Origin of the sequence: Actinomycetospora aeridis (assembly GCF_037400275.1) — a bacterium.
Taxonomy (GTDB): Bacteria; Actinomycetota; Actinomycetes; order Mycobacteriales; family Pseudonocardiaceae; genus Actinomycetospora; species Actinomycetospora aeridis.
The window spans coordinates 35,141-49,068 of the sequence record NZ_JBBEGL010000015.1; the positions used below are offsets into that span (position 1 = coordinate 35,141).

The 13,928-nt window shown below is 74.3% G+C and carries 13 protein-coding genes; 4 read left to right on the plus strand and 9 right to left on the minus strand.

What is annotated here, in order from left to right:
* Positions 1–68 precede the first annotated feature (68 nt).
* The 4 genes from WCD41_RS29360 to WCD41_RS29375 form a co-directional block, all read right to left on the minus strand.
* Positions 69–716 carry a response regulator gene (locus tag WCD41_RS29360; RefSeq protein ID WP_337718798.1) on the minus strand — a complete coding sequence of 216 codons (648 nt, stop codon included), beginning with the start codon at positions 714–716 and terminating at the stop codon, positions 69–71.
* Positions 704–2,443, minus strand: a complete 1,740-nt coding sequence (locus WCD41_RS29365; RefSeq protein ID WP_337718799.1) for a histidine kinase — start codon at positions 2,441–2,443, stop codon at positions 704–706. The genes WCD41_RS29360 and WCD41_RS29365 overlap by 13 nt, the downstream gene beginning before the upstream one ends.
* Positions 2,444–2,533: 90 nt before the next feature.
* Complete coding sequence (locus tag WCD41_RS29370; protein ID WP_337718800.1) at positions 2,534–3,298, minus strand: SDR family NAD(P)-dependent oxidoreductase; 765 nt, start codon at positions 3,296–3,298, stop codon at positions 2,534–2,536.
* Positions 3,295–4,077 (minus strand): enoyl-CoA hydratase/isomerase family protein, encoded by a 783-nt coding sequence (locus WCD41_RS29375; protein WP_337718801.1) that lies wholly within the window; start codon positions 4,075–4,077, stop codon positions 3,295–3,297. Before WCD41_RS29375 ends, WCD41_RS29370 begins: the two co-directional genes overlap by 4 nt.
* A gap of 84 nt (positions 4,078–4,161) precedes the next feature.
* Here WCD41_RS29375 and WCD41_RS29380 point away from each other — a divergent pair, with 84 nt between their 5' ends.
* Complete coding sequence (locus WCD41_RS29380) at positions 4,162–4,779, plus strand: TetR/AcrR family transcriptional regulator (RefSeq protein ID WP_337718802.1); 618 nt, start codon at positions 4,162–4,164, stop codon at positions 4,777–4,779.
* Here WCD41_RS29380 and WCD41_RS29385 read toward each other — a convergent pair whose 3' ends face one another.
* The 4 genes from WCD41_RS29385 to WCD41_RS29400 are packed head-to-tail and all read right to left on the minus strand — an operon-like array spanning position 4,780 to position 10,132.
* Positions 4,780–5,262, minus strand: coding sequence for a peroxiredoxin (locus tag WCD41_RS29385; protein ID WP_337718803.1), 483 nt, complete (start codon positions 5,260–5,262; stop codon positions 4,780–4,782). It lies immediately after the preceding gene.
* Between the two features lie 44 nt (positions 5,263–5,306).
* Positions 5,307–6,593, minus strand: coding sequence for an acyl-CoA dehydrogenase family protein (locus tag WCD41_RS29390; RefSeq protein WP_337718804.1), 1,287 nt, complete (start codon positions 6,591–6,593; stop codon positions 5,307–5,309).
* 12 nt (positions 6,594–6,605) lie between these two features.
* Positions 6,606–8,882 (minus strand): SMP-30/gluconolactonase/LRE family protein, encoded by a 2,277-nt coding sequence (locus WCD41_RS29395; RefSeq protein ID WP_337718805.1) that lies wholly within the window; start codon positions 8,880–8,882, stop codon positions 6,606–6,608.
* Complete coding sequence (locus WCD41_RS29400) at positions 8,879–10,132, minus strand: acyl-CoA dehydrogenase family protein (RefSeq protein WP_337718806.1); 1,254 nt, start codon at positions 10,130–10,132, stop codon at positions 8,879–8,881. The genes WCD41_RS29395 and WCD41_RS29400 overlap by 4 nt, the downstream gene beginning before the upstream one ends.
* Before the next feature lie 156 nt (positions 10,133–10,288).
* Here WCD41_RS29400 and WCD41_RS29405 point away from each other — a divergent pair, with 156 nt between their 5' ends.
* Both WCD41_RS29405 and WCD41_RS29410 read left to right on the plus strand, forming a co-directional pair.
* Positions 10,289–11,095 (plus strand): crotonase/enoyl-CoA hydratase family protein, encoded by an 807-nt coding sequence (locus tag WCD41_RS29405; protein ID WP_337718807.1) that lies wholly within the window; start codon positions 10,289–10,291, stop codon positions 11,093–11,095.
* Between the two features lie 93 nt (positions 11,096–11,188).
* The gene (locus WCD41_RS29410) at positions 11,189–12,058 is read left to right on the plus strand and encodes an EthD domain-containing protein (protein WP_337718808.1); all 870 of its coding nucleotides are present in this window, start codon (positions 11,189–11,191) and stop codon (positions 12,056–12,058) included.
* 8 nt (positions 12,059–12,066) lie between these two features.
* Here WCD41_RS29410 and WCD41_RS29415 read toward each other — a convergent pair whose 3' ends face one another.
* A complete protein-coding gene (locus WCD41_RS29415) occupies positions 12,067–12,684 on the minus strand; it encodes a TetR/AcrR family transcriptional regulator (RefSeq protein ID WP_337718809.1) in 618 nt (205 codons plus the stop codon).
* 92 nt (positions 12,685–12,776) lie between these two features.
* Between WCD41_RS29415 and WCD41_RS29420 the strand changes: the two genes are divergently transcribed.
* On the plus strand, positions 12,777–13,928 hold the full coding sequence (locus WCD41_RS29420; RefSeq protein ID WP_337718810.1) for an acyl-CoA dehydrogenase family protein: 1,152 nt from the start codon (positions 12,777–12,779) through the stop codon (positions 13,926–13,928).

Genomic DNA, 13,928 nt, shown 5'->3' on the forward strand with positions numbered 1-13,928 from the left:
CACCGTGTCGGCCCACCGACCCAGCTCCCGAGCGTGGCGGGACCTGGCTCCCTTGACGAGCCGGCGGGTCAGCCCGCGAGGTAGCGCACCACGGCGAGGACGCGGCGGTGGTCGTCGTCGGTCGGCGGCAGGCCCAGGGCCTCGTAGATGCGGGAGATCTGGCCGATCACGGCCTTCTCGGTGACCCCGAGCTCCCGGCCGATCGCGGCGTTGCTGCGGCCCTCGGCCATGAGGCGCAGGACCTCCTGCTGGCGCGGGGAGAGCCCGCCGAACGCGTCGTCGTCGAGCCGGGCCCGGGCCGCCATCAGCGCGACGATCTCGGGGTCGAGCACCGTGCCGCCGGCGGCGACGCGCTCGAGGTCGGCCACGAAGGTGGCGATGTCGGCGATGCGCTGCTTGAGCAGGTAGCCGACCCCGGACGGGCGCTCGGCCAGCAGCTCGCGGGCGTAGCGGCGCTGGAGGTGCTGGGAGAGCAGGACGACCGGGACGGCGGTGGGTCCGCGGTGCAGGGCCAGCGCGGCGCGCAGCCCGTCGTCGGTGTTCCCCGGCGGCATGCGGATGTCGGTGACGATCAGGTCGGGCGCGTGCTCGGCCGCGAGCCGCGCGAGGTCCGGGGCGTCGGCGGCGGCGCCGCACACCGTGTGCCCGGTGTGCTCGAGCAGGTGCACCAGGCCCTGCCGCAGCAGCGCCTCGTCCTCACCGATCACGACCCGCACGGCAGCTCCACGGTCACCGTCGTGCCCCCACCGACCGGGCTGTCCACGCTCAGCGAGCCCCCGACGGCGCCGACCCGGTCGGCCAGGCCCCGCATCCCGCCGCCCGCGGGGCCGCCCACCCCGCCCTCGCCGTCGTCGCTGACCTCGACCCGGACCGAGCCGTCGGCGGCGACCACCCGGACGGCGAGGGCACGCGCGTGCGCGTGGCGCAGGGCGTTGGTGAGGCCCTCGGCGACGACGAAGTACGCGGTGCTCTCGACCGCGGGCGGCAGGGTCCCGTCCTCGAGCGCGAGCTCGAGGCGCGTCGGCAGCGGGACGCGGTCCACGAGGTCCTCGGTCGCCGCGGCGAGCCCGCGCTCCACCAGGGCCGCGGGCATCACGGCGTGCACGTGCCCGCGCAGCTCGGTGGCCGCGTCGTCGATGCCCGTCCGCAGCGCGACGGCACGCTCCCGCAGCGCGGGACCGGCGTCGTCGGCGAGCCGCTGGGCGTCGAGGGCGAGCAGGACGAGCCGCACCTGGAGGCCGTCGTGCAGGTCACGGGCGATCCGCCGCCGCTCGCCGTCGGCGGCCTCGACGAGCCGCTGCCGCGAGCGGCGCAGGGCGGCGTCGGAGGCGCGCAGCTCGGCGAGCAGCCGTTCGCGGTCGATCGCGAGCGCCAGGACCCGTCCCGCCGCCGCGACCGGTTCCGGGTCGGCCAGGAGGGTCGCGTCGTAGGCGATCGCCCCGACGCGGCGGCCCCGGAGCTCCACCTCCACGGCGGCCCGCCCCGACCCCGCGCCGGGCAGCGGCGCCGGCGCGCCGGCGGCGTCGACGTAGTGCCCGGGGCCGGGCAGCCAGAACACGACCTGGGCCGTCGGGTCGCCGAGGGCCCGCGCGCAGGCGCGCGCCAGCCCCGGGCGTCCGTCCGCGCCGCCCAGCCACGCGGCGAGCTCCTCGACCTCCCCGGTCCGGGCGAACCCGCCGCGCAACAGGCCCGTCACGAAGGCGACGGGCACGCCGGCGAGGGCGACGATCTGCACCACGCCGAGCGTCACCGGGTCCAGCCCGACGAGGTCGGCGACTGCCGCGCCGAGCGGCACCATGACCGCCGCGACCACCCCGTAGGCGGCGAGCGGCAGCAGGACGCGGCGCCGCTCACGGTCGGTCGCGCGCAGCCGCCGGACCACCAGCACGACCGTCGCCACCACCACGAGGGCGCCGACGACCCGCTGCACGGTCCCGCCGACCGCGGCGAGGTCGGGCCGGTCGGCGATCGCGAGCAGCTGGTGGGGCGGCGGCTGGGGCGTGAACAGGTACTCCGGGGCCTGCAGGACGAGCACGGTCACCCAGGCGGCCCCCACGACCACGCGGGCGGCCGGGTCGCGCACCCGCCCCGACGGGAACGCGAGGAGCAGCTGCACGAGGACGGCGACCGGGGTCGTCGCGGTGACGGAGCCGACGGCCGCCAGCGCGGGGACCCCGGTGTTGCCGAGGTCGGCGAGCAGCCAGGCCCCGCCGCCGGCGACCAGTAGCCCGCCGGTCGCGTTGCTCGGCCGCTGCCACCACGCGACCACGCCCGCCGCGACGTGCACCCACGCCACCACCACGAGCCCGACGTAGGCCCACGTCGGGCCGGGGGTGGTCACGACGAGGGCGGTCGTGACGAGGCCGAGGACGACGAACACGGCGACGAGCGCGACGAGTGCGCCCGCGAGCGAGCGGATCGACGGCGTCCGTCCCCACGGCATGTGCCGACCTTGGCAGGTGATCGCCCGGGTATGTGAGCGATCTTCGGTGCAATAGCACCGAAGATCGCTCACAGAGGCCGGACGGACCAGTCAGAAGATCGAGTAGGCCCCGTCGACGACGATCTCGTCGCCGGTCTGGAAGCCTCCGGCCCCGCCGGCGAGGTACACCGCGAGGCGGGCGAAGTCGTCGGGCCGACCCCAGCGCCGCTGCGGCATCCGCGGCATGACGGCCTGCTCGAAGCGCTCGTCGTGCAGCGTCGGCGACGCCAGCGGCGTCTCGGTCCAGCCGACGACGAGCGAGTGCGCGTTGATGCCGTACCGGGCGAGCTCGATCGCGCAGCCCTTGATGATCGCCGTCATGCCGGCCTTGGTCGCGGCGTAGGCCTGGTTGCGCGGGGCGCCGTGCACCGTCGACACGCTCGAGGTGCCGACGAGCACCCCGCCTCCCCCGCGCTCGATCATGTGCCGCGCGGCCGCGCGCAGCGTCAGGAACGCGCCGTCGAGGTTGATCCGGGTGACGCGGCGGAAGTCCTCGAGCGTCGTGTCGACGAACCGCGCCCCGGACCCGCCGATGCCGGCGTTGGCGAAGCAGGAGTCGACGCGCCCGAAGTGCTCGACGACGCCGTCGAACGCCCCGGTCACCGCGTCCTCGTCGCCGACGTCACAGCGCCACGCCCGTGCCCGGGCACCCAGGGCCGTGAGCTCGTCGACCGCGGCGGCGTTGCGCTCCTCGTTCGTGCCCCAGATCGCGACGTCGGCGCCGCACCGCGCGAGCCCGCGGGCCATCCCGAGACCGATGCCCGAGTTGCCGCCGGTGACGAGCGCGACGTGCCCGTCCAGGTCGAACAGGCTCACGTCACGGCCCAGCGGCCCGTGAACGTCGGGTCCCGCTTGTCGCGGAACGCGGCGAACGCCTCGGGGGCGTCCTCCGTCGCGAAGTTGACGGCCTGCGCGCGTGCCTCGCTCGCGAGCGCGTCGCGCAGCGTGCGGTCGGCGTTCTCGTGCAGCAGGGCCTTGGACTGGGCGACGGCGACCGGCGCGTTCGCGACGAGCCGCGCGGCGAGGTCGTCGACGAAGGCCCCGATCTCCCCGGGCGCGACGACCCAGGTCACGAGGCCCAGCCGCAGCGCCTCCTCGGCGTCGATCATCTCGGCGAGCAGCGCGAGGCGCTTGGCCTGCTGTATCCCGACCAGGCGCGGCAGCAGCCACGAGCCGCCGAAGTCCAGCGACAGCCCCCGCTTGGCGAAGATCTGCGAGAAGCGCGAGGTCGGCGTGGCGACAACGAGGTCGCAGCCCAGCGCGAGGTTCCAGCCCGCCCCGACCGCGACGCCGTCGACGTGCGCGATCGTCGGGACCGGCAGCTCGTGGAGCATCAGCGCGATCTCGTTGATGAAGCGCATCCGGTCCAGCGGGTGGCCCTCGCGGGGCCCGGAGAGGTCGGCGCCTGCGCAGAACGCCCCGCCCGCCCCGGTGATCACCACGGCGCGCACCGCATCGTCGTCGCGGGCCGCCGACAGCTGCGCGTGCAGCGCCCGCCAGGAGGCCAGGTCGAGGGCGTTGCGGCGCTCGGGCCGGTTCAGGGTCAGCGTCAGCACGCCGCCCTCGCGGCGGGCGAGCAGGACGTCCTCGTCCATGGGGGGTGCGGCTCCGTCCCGTGGCGGCGGTGGTGCCCGGCGAACCTATCGATCGATCGTTCACCGGGCCACTAGGCTGTCGCGATGACCACCGTGCCCCGCGGTGGCGGTCGCGACGCCATCACCCGGGCCGCGCGCGAGAGCTTCGCCGAGCGCGGCTACCACGGCAGCTCGATCCGCGACATCGCCGCGCGGGCGGGCCTGTCGCTCTCGGCGCTCTACCACTGGCACCCGAGCAAGCAGGACCTGCTCACGGCGCTGATCGAGGAGAGCACCGCGGAGTACTTCCGGCGCTGCGACGAGGCGCTGCAGGACGCCGGCGACGACCCGGCCGCGCGGCTCGACGCGCTCGTGCGCGCGACCGTCGAGTACCGCGTCAGCCGGCGGGTCGAGAGCACGATCGCCGCCTCGGAGTGGCGCAACCTCGAGCCCGGCAACCGCGAGCGTCTCGACGGGATGCGCGCGGCCGCGTCCCGGCTGTGGGCCGACCTCGTCGACGACGGCGTGGCGCGCGGGGTGTTCGGGTGCGAGCACCCCGCCGACGCCCGCCGCGCCGTCGTCGCGGCGTGCAACGCGATCGCGCAGTGGTACCAGCCGGAACAGTGGTACGAGCCGGGTGAGCGGGAGGGCGGGCTCGCGGTGGAGGACCTCGTCGCGCGCTACACGGTGATCGCACGACGGATCGTGGACCACCGCCGGTGATCAGAGCTTGGTCAGCACCACGTCGGCGGTGGAGACCTCGTGGTCCGGCGGCGCGGCCTCGACGTCGATCCAGGTCAACGTCCCGTCGTCGATGATCGACGCGTAGCGCTGCGAACGGATGCCGAGCCCGAAGTCGGTGCCGTCGAGGTCCAGTCCCATCGCCTTGGCGAACAGCGCCGAGCCGTCGGCGAGCATGATCACGCCCTCGACGCCCTGGTCCTTCGCCCAGGCCGTCATAACGAACGGGTCGTTGACCGAGACGCAGACGATCCGGTCGACGCCCTTCGCCGAGATCTCGCCGGCCTTGGCCACGAACCCCGGGAGGTGCGCGTCGCTGCAGGTCGGGCTGAACGCGGCGGGCACGCCGAACAGCACGGTCCGTCCCGAGCCGAAGAGCTCGCCGGAGCGCACGGACTCGGTGGTGCCCGCGGCGTCGACCGTCGTCAGCGGCACGTCGGGGATCTTCTCTCCCACAGCGATCATCGCCGGGTGTCTCCTTCGGGGGTCGGATCGGTTGGGGACAACTACTAGCGGCCCACGGCGGCCGCGTCCAGCAGGTGCGCGAACTTCCTGCGCGCCGCCTCGCGGCGTGTCGGCACGTGCTCGCCGGGCACCTCGCGGGGCTCGTAGCCGCGCAGCACCCGGCGGGCGACGGTGACCTTGTGGACCTCGTCGGGGCCGTCGTAGATGCGCGCCGCCCGGGCGTGGCGGTACATCGACTCCAGCGGCAGGTCGGTGGTGAAGCCCAGCGAGCCGTGCACCTGGATCGCGCGGTCGATGACGTTGTAGAGCACGGTCGCGCCGTAGAACTTGATCATCGCGATGTCGGTGAGCGCCGCCTCGGTGCCACCCTGGTCCATCTTCCAGGCGGCCTGCAGCGTCATCAGGCGCGCGGCGGTCATCTCCGCGGTCGAGGTCGCGATCCAGTCCTGGACCATCTGCTTCTCCGAGAGCACCGACCCGTGGGTGTACCGCGAGACCGCCCGCTCGCAGAGCATGTCGAAGGCGCGCTGCGACTGCCCGAGCCAGCGCATGCAGTGGTGGATGCGCCCGGGACCGAGCCGCTTCTGGGCGAGCAGGAAGCCGTCGCCCTCGGCGCCGACGAGGTTCTCCACCGGCACGCGGACGTCGCGGTAGATCACCTCGGCGTGCCCGCCCGGCCGGGGCTCCTGCTCCTCGGGGTGCTCCATCGTCGGGATGTCGCGCAGGACCTCCACGCCGGGGGTGTCGGTGGGGACGACGAACATCGACGCCCGCCGCCGCGGCGCCGCGTCCGGGTCGGTGACGGCCATGAGGATGAGGAAGTCGGCCACCGAACCGTTCGACGTGAACCACTTGTGGCCGTTCACGACGTACTCGTCGCCGACGCGCTCGGCGCGGGTCGTGAGCAGCGTCGGGTCGGCGCCGGCGTTCGGCTCGGTCATCGAGAACGCGCTGCGCAGCGTGCCGTCGAGCAGCGGCTCCATCCACTTCTTCTTCTGGTCGTCGTTCGCCCCCAGGGCGAGCAGCTCGGCGTTGCCCGAATCGGGGGCGTTGTTGCCGAACACCGACGGCGCGTACGCGCAGCGCCCGAGGATCTCGTGCATCAGCCCGAGCTTGACCTGGCCGAACCCGCCCCCGCCCAGCTCCGGCGGCAGGTGCGCGGCCCACAGTCCGCGCGCCTTGACCTCCTCCTGCAGCGGCGCCGTCGCCCGCTTGAGCGTCGGCCCGTCGAGGTCGAGGGTCTCGAGCGGCTCGATCTCGTCACGGACGAAGGTCCGCATCCACGCGAGCTGCTCGGCGAACTCCGGCTCGGTCGAGAAGTCCCAGGCCATGCGCTCTCTCCTTCATGCCGTGAATGCCAGGTCGAGACCGGCGGTGTCCCACTCCAGCGCGTAGAGGATGCCGCGCCCGGACGACGTGACCCAGGCTCTGCGCGACCCGCTCCCGGCGAAGCAGATGTTGGTGACGTACGGGTCGTGCTCGGGCACCGGGACCTGCCGCAGCAGCGTGCCGTCGGGGGCGATCACGCTGATCGCGCCGGTCATCAGGGTGGCGACGCAGACGTTCCCGTCGCCGTCGACGGCGAGCGAGTCGAGCATCTGGTAGCCGCCGAACCCGTGCAGGAGCGCGGCGCCCCGCGGGCCGACGGGCTGCGCCGTGCGCGCGAGGCGTCCCGAACCGGTGACGTCCCACGCCCATACCCGTCCGGTGACGGTCTCGGCGACGTAGAGCCGCGACCCGTCAGGGGCGAGGCCCACCCCGTTCGGCTGCGTCAGCGGGTGCACGACCTCGGTGATCGACGAGCCGTCCGGGCGCGCGTGGTAGAGGGCCCCGGTGTCGCGCTCGCGGTCCCGGCTCTTGCCGATGTCGGTGAACCAGAAGCCGCCGTCGCCGTCGAAGACGATGTCGTTGGGTCCGCGCAGCGGCCGTCCGTCGCAGGCGGTGTAGAGGTCGGTGACCTCGCCCGTGTCGAGCGCGACCCGCTGGATGCTGCCGCCGACGTACTCGTCGGGCTGGTGCCCCGGCGCGGTGATGCCGTCGCGGTCGTGCCAGGCGAAGCCGCCGTTGTTGCAGACGTAGACCGCGCCGTCCGGGCCGATCGCCGCGCCGTTGGGTCCGCCGCCGAGCTCGGCGACGACGGTGGTGGTGCCGTCGGGCGCCACGCGGGTCAGCGTGCCCCGGCGGATCTCCACGACGAGGACGTCGCCGTTCCCCAGCGCCACCGGCCCCTCGGGGAAGCCGAGGCCGGTCGTCACGGTGCGCATCGCGCTCACGAGGGCTGCTCCAGGTAGCGGGGGGTTGGCGACGGCGAGCCGGTCGGTCACCGCGGCCCGGACGGCCGCCCGCAGCGCGGGGTCGGTGTCGTCGATCTCCCCGTGGCGGATCGCGGCGGCGAGACCGGCCTGGTCGGCGTACCCGAGGGCGGCGAGCCGTTCGCGGTGGCGGCGCTCGTGCTCGGGACCCAGCCGCAGCTCCCGGCCGACGCCGCCGAGCACGTTCGCCGCGACGCGGGCGAGGAACGCGGTCCGCTCGTCGCCGGTGGTCATGACGTCCTCGCGCAGGAACGCCGTCACGGCGTCGACGAGGTCGACCGCGCTCGGGCGCCCCGTGAGATCGGACGGCGGCGTCTCGGCGGCGGTGTGCTCCCCGGCGGGCAGGCCCAGCAGGAGCAGCAGGTCGTGCTCGTTCTCGGCGACCCGGCGCCCGATGGCCGCGAGCTCGACCGACGACGTCTCCCCCGACAGGTGGCGCTCGGCCATCCGCCGGCAGCCGAGCGCCCACCACGTCGTGCGGTGGACCTGCCACCACCGCACGGCCTCGGGGTCGGGACGGTGACCGGCCACCTCGGCGTAGCCGTCGAGCAGCTCGTCGAGGGTGCCGAGGCCGGCCACGGGCAGCGGCGAGCCGAAGCGCCAGCACTTCACGCACAGCCAGCCGAGGTCCTCGCGCGGGTCGCCCCGGTGGACCTGTTCCCAGTCCAGCACCGCGGCCAGCCCGTCCTCGGCGACGATGAGGTTGCCGAGGCGGAAGTCGCCGTGGACCACGGCGTCGGCGACCGGGGCGGGCCGGTGGCGGTCGAGCCAGCGCAGGGCGATCTCGACGGTCGGCAGGGGCTCGTCGAGGCGGTCGTAGGTCGCCCGGAGGTCCTCGACGGGGTCGTCGGCCGGGAGCCCGGGCACGGCGTCGAGCGGGATCGCGTGCACGCGGGCGAGCGTGCGGCCCAGCTCCGCGGCGAGCCCCTCGCGGGCGGCCGCGTAGCGCTCCTCGCGCAGGATGCGCGGCCCGAGGGTCTCGCCGTCGACGAGCCCCGTGACGAGATAGGGCGAGCCGACGATCGCGGGGTCGCTGCCGCTGTCGACCAGGGGCGGCACGGGGACGCCCGCCGCCGCGGCGGCCGCGAGCGACGCGGCCTCGAGCGCCATGCCCTCGGGGCGGTCGTCGCCGGGCGGGTCGCGGCGCAGCACGAGGTCGCGGCGCTCGGCGGCTCCCGCTGCCGTGAACGACCAGGTCTCGCGGCTGGCGCCCGCGGTCAGGCGGCGCAGGTGCTCGACGGTGACGGCCGTGCCGGTGACCGCCGACAGGCGCTCGCCGAGACTCTCGGCCAGCTCGGGGACGCTCACCGCTTGGTCGGCCCGGCGAAGCCGAACAGGTAGCCCGCGACCTTGCGCATCTGGATCTCCTCCGCGCCCTCGGTGATCCGGTAGCGGCGGTGGTGGCGGTAGATGTGCTCGAACGGGGTGTGCCGCGAGTAGCCGAGCCCGCCGTGCACCTGCATCGCGCGGTCGGCGGCCTCGCAGACGAAGCGGTTGGCGCGGTAGTTGCACATCGAGACGCGGTCGCTGATCTCCATGTGCGGGCGGCGGTCGAGCTCCCACGCGGTCTTGCGGACCAGCCCGCGCAGCATCTCGGCCTCGGTCTGCAGCTCGACCAGCGGCCACTGGATCGCCTGGCGTGTCGCCAGCGGCGCGCCGAACGTGTGCCGCTCGCGGGCGTAGTCGACGCTGCGGTCGATGCAGTACTGGCCGGCGCCGACGCCCGAGGCGGCCTGGCGGATGCGGTTCTCGTGCACGAACGTCTGGGCGACGCTCAACCCTTCACCTTCGGAACCGAAGATCGCCTCGTCGGGGACGCGGACGTCGCGCAGGCTCACCTCGGCGTGGTCGGTGGGCATGTTCAGCGTCCACCAGTGGAAGTCGACCGAGAAGCCGGGCGTGTCCGTGGGGACGAAGAACGCCGTGATGCCACGCGCGGCGCCGTCGTCCCCGGACGTCCGCGCGAAGACGACGTCGTGGGTCGCCGAGTGCATGTTGGAGTTCCAGCGCTTGGCGCCGTTGATCACCCAGTCGCCGCCGTCGCGGACCGCGCGGGTCTCCATCCACGTGGCGTCGCTGCCGTGGTCGGGCTCGGTGAGCCCGAAGCCCAGGCGCGCCGTGCGCGTGAGCATCGGCTCGAGGAACTCCTCGCGCTGCGCGTCGGTGCCGAACGCCATCAGCATGTGTGCGAACGGGAAGTTGCCGACCACCGACGACTCGTTCTGCAGGTCGTTGTGCAGGCCGAGTCCGCGGTGGGCGAGGTGCTCGCGGATCACCGCCATGTCGAGGTTCGTCCCGTCGGAGCCGCCCACCTCCTTCGGCAGCCCGTAGCGCAGCCAGCCCGCGGCGTCGGCCCGGCGGAACATCTCGCCGAGCAGCTCCTCCCAGTCCCGGCGCGGGACGCCGCCGTTCTCGAAGTCGGTGCGCGCGTACTCGCGGCGGTGGTCGAAGAACCGCTGGTTGTCGTCCTGCTCCTCCAGCGGGCGGATCTCGCGCTCGATGAAGTCGTCGAGCGCCTCGAGCCGCCGGGTCAGCTCCGCTGGGAGTGCGAAGTCCACACCGACCTCCTCCTGAACGATCGTTCAGCGAGCATGCCAGCGGCGGTCGCGGGGACGGAAGGGTGCCTCGGTGATCAACGCGGAGTTCGCGCGCACAGAGGCAGCGAAGTTCCCATGGAGCACGCCGATGGGGCGTTCGCTGGTTGACTGGCGCGCATGAGTGACGAGCGCGTCCGGGTCGAGGTCACCGACGGGGTCGCCGACGTGCGGCTGGCGCGCCCGGAGAAGCGCAACGCCCTGGACCCGGCGATGTTCGAGGGCCTGGTCAACACCGGGGAGGCGCTGCGGAAGGACCCGGCGGTGCGGGTCGTCGTGCTCTCCGGCGAGGGTCCCGACTTCTGCGCCGGCCTCGACTTCGGGTCCTTCCGCGCCATGGCGAACGGCGAGCGCCTCTCGGCGTCGGCGCAGCTCCCGCCGTCGGCCGGGCCCGCGCGGGCCACCGGGCAGCGGGCGGCGTGGGTGTGGGCCGAGCTGGAGGTCCCGGTGATCGCGGCCATCCGGGGCAACGCGCTGGGCGGCGGGCTGCAGATCGCGCTCGGCGCCGACATCCGGATCGTCGCCCCGGACGCGAAGCTCTCGGTCATGGAGGTCAAGTGGGGCCTCATCCCCGACATGACCGGCACGCAGGTGCTCCCGGAGCTCGTGGGCCGCGACGTCGCCAAGGAGCTGACGCTGACCGCGCGGGTCGTGAGCGGCACCGAGGCCGCGGCGCTGGGGCTCTGCACGCGGACCGATCCTGCGCCCCTGGAAGCCGCCCTGGCCCTCGCCCGCGAGATCGCCGGCCGCAGCCCGCACGCCGTCCGTGCCGCCAAACGCCTGCTGGACACCGCGGGGCGGGTCGACCTCGCCACCGGCTTCGCCGCCGAGCAGACCGAGATCGGCGCGCTGATCGGGAGCCCGAACCAGGTCGAGGCCGTCACGGCCGGCTTCGAGAAGCGCGACCCGGTGTTCCGGGACGGCTGACCGGCGGCAGGTGTCCCGGTCAGCGGGACCGGGCCATGCCGGGCGGCGCGGTGGCTGGCCACGCTGTGACTCCCCTCACCGTGGAGCGCCACCATGACCGACCAGCCCGACGCCCTGACCCTCGTCATGCCCCTGCGCAAGAAGGAGGGGATGACGGTCGCGGAGTTCCGGCAGTACTGGCTGGACGTGCACATCACGCTGCCCGCCCGCTACCCGGGCCTGCGCAGCGTGTTCCTGCACCTGGTGTCGTTCGCGGGCTCCCGCTGGCCGGCCGTGGACGGGGTGTCGGCGGCGCCGGCGGAGGCCGACGAGTTCCACGGCGTGCCCGAGGCGACGTTCGCGCAGATGGCGGACCTGGAGACGTTCCAGGCGGCGTCGCACTTCCAGATGGTCGACGGGATCAACTTCCTCAGCGAGATGCTCGCCTATCCCAGCCTCGGGGACGCCTCGGCGACGCTCGTCGACACGACCGACCCCGCCCCCGACGGGAGCGACGGGCTGCTGCGCCACCTGCTCTTCCTGCGACGCCGCCCGGACGTCGACGTCGCGACCTTCCGGACGTGGGTCGCCGACGAGCTCGCCCCGGCCTTGGCCACGGGCGCGCGCAAGGTGCGCCGGCACCTGCTGGAGGAGATCGAGGTGGCCCTCGACCACCCCGGCACGGTGATGTCGAAGCCGCTCGACCGCCAGTACCAGGCCTGCGTGGAGGTCGTCCGCGACGGCGAGGACGACCTTGCCGAGCTCGTCGCGGGCCTCGCCGACGAGGTGCGCGCGCACTGCGCCGCGGTGCACGCCCCGCGGGTGGAGCGCTGCATCGCGAGCCGCCACGACGGGCGGATCACCCTCGCCGGGCTGCGCGGCGTCACCGTCGCCGACCTCATCACGCGCCTGCACGCGGAGAACCAGGTCGACCCGGCCGTCTCGCGCATCTTCGTGCAGGACGAGGCGCTGCTCCCGGCCTGAGCGCCGAGTCAGGCCGCGTCGAGGATCGGCAGCAGGACGCTCGCGACGTCCTCCCCGAGCTCGGTCGCCGTCCGCGGGCCGGCGGGGTCGAACCACTTGTAGGTCCAGTTCGCCGCGCCCAGGCAGGTGCTGACGTAGGTGCCGACCGACATGGGCAGGGTCCGCCCGGTCTCGGCCAGGTGGGCCTCGACGGCGTCGCGCACCACGCGCTCGAAGAGGCGCCGGCGCTCGAGGATCGGCTCGGCGAGCTCCTCGGGGAGCGCCGACTCCTCGTGGAAGCAGATGGTCAGCAGATCGCGGTGCTCGCAGGTGTAGCGGACGCGCTCGACGATCAGGCCCCGCACCGCCTCCCGCGTCGACGATGCCTCGGCGACGATCCGCCGCGCGCTGCGCAGGCTCTCGTCGAGGACCTCCTCGTAGACCGCGACGAGCAGGTCCTCCTTCGTGCGCACGTAGTGGTAGAGCGTCGGCTTGGAGAGTCCGACCGACGCGGCGACGTCGTTCATCGAGACCGCGCGGTACCCGCTGCGGCTGAAGAGGCTCACGGCGCCGGCGAGGATCCGCTGCCGCTGCTCGTCGGCGCGGCTGCCCATCGCCGAGCCCGCCCCGGCCCCCCGTGTCGTCATCCCGCCCCCGGTTCCCCTCGCACGTCTTGACCGAACGTCTGTGATGTGGGGTACTTTCGCCCGACCGGTCGGTCGAAGCAAGGAGCGGGTGGGTGACCTACGACCTCGGCGAGGTCCACGAGGACTTCCGGCGGACGTGCCGGGCCTTCACCGACCAGCGCGTGCGCCCCGTCGTCGCGGAGGCCGAGCGCGAGGGGCGCCCGCCGGAGCGCCTCTGGAAGGAGCTCGGCGAGGCCGGCCTGCTCGGCCTGCTGACGCCCGAGGACCACGGCGGCTCGGCCGGTGAGGGCGGCGAGGCGACCGCGGTCGCCGTGCTCGCCGAGGAGCTCTCCCGCGCCTGCGGCGGCATCGCGGTCGGTGCGCTCGTCAGCGCCTACATGGCCGCCCCGCACATCGTGCGCCACGGCACCCCCGAGCAGCGCGAGCGCTGGGTGGCCCCCCTGGCCGCGGGCGAGGCGATCGCGGCCATCGCGGTGACCGAGCCCGGCGCGGGGTCCGACGTCGCCGGCATCACCACCCGCGCCCGTCGCACCGACACCGGGTGGGTGCTCGACGGCCAGAAGATGTACATCACCAACGCGGGTCTCGCCGACGTGCTGGTCGTCGGCGCGAAGACCGACCCCGACGGCGGCCACCGCGGGATCACGACGTTCGTGGTCCCCGCCGGCACGCCGGGGCTGTCGGTGGGCGCGCCGCTGGCGAAGATGGGCTGGCACTCGTCGGACACCCGCGAGGTCGTGCTCGACGGCGTCGAGCTCGGAGACGACGCCGTGCTGGGCCTCGAGGGCCGCGGCTTCCACCAGATCATGTCGGCGTTCCAGCTCGAGCGGGTCGCACTCGCCGCGATGGGCCTGGGCCACGCCGCCGAGGCGCTCGAGACGGTCACGGAGTACGTCCGCGGACGCGAGGTCGCGGGCGAGCCGCTGACCGCGCGCCAGGCCGTGCGCCACCGCCTCGCCGCGATGGAGATCGAGCTCGAAGCCGCCCGCGTCATGACCTACAAGGCCGCCGACCGGCTCGACCGCGGTCACCCGGAGGCCGACCGGTCGGTGGCGTCGGCCAAGTACTTCGCGGCCAAGGCGGCGGCGTGGATCGTCGACGAGGCGGTGCAGCTCTTCGGCGGCGCCGGCTACCTCGAGGAGACGCCGATCGCGCGCCACCACCGCGACGTCCGCATCCTGCGCATCGGCGGCGGCACCGACGAGATCCAGCTCGAGATCCTCGCGAAGCGGCTGGTGCCGTGA

Bases quoted from the DNA above. Each gene is read 5' to 3' on its own strand.
- WCD41_RS29385 (WP_337718803.1), bottom strand. From the start codon at position 5,262: ATGATCGCTGTGGGAGAGAAGATCCCCGACGTGCCGCTGACGACGGTC.
- WCD41_RS29380 (WP_337718802.1), top strand. From the start codon at position 4,162: ATGACCACCGTGCCCCGCGGTGGCGGTCGCGACGCCATCACCCGGGCC.
- WCD41_RS29375 (WP_337718801.1), bottom strand. From the start codon at position 4,077: ATGGACGAGGACGTCCTGCTCGCCCGCCGCGAGGGCGGCGTGCTGACG.
- WCD41_RS29390 (WP_337718804.1), bottom strand. From the start codon at position 6,593: ATGGCCTGGGACTTCTCGACCGAGCCGGAGTTCGCCGAGCAGCTCGCG.
- WCD41_RS29405 (WP_337718807.1), top strand. From the start codon at position 10,289: ATGAGTGACGAGCGCGTCCGGGTCGAGGTCACCGACGGGGTCGCCGAC.
- WCD41_RS29415 (WP_337718809.1), bottom strand. From the start codon at position 12,684: ATGACGACACGGGGGGCCGGGGCGGGCTCGGCGATGGGCAGCCGCGCC.
- WCD41_RS29410 (WP_337718808.1), top strand. From the start codon at position 11,189: ATGACCGACCAGCCCGACGCCCTGACCCTCGTCATGCCCCTGCGCAAG.
- WCD41_RS29365 (WP_337718799.1), bottom strand. From the start codon at position 2,443: ATGCCGTGGGGACGGACGCCGTCGATCCGCTCGCTCGCGGGCGCACTC.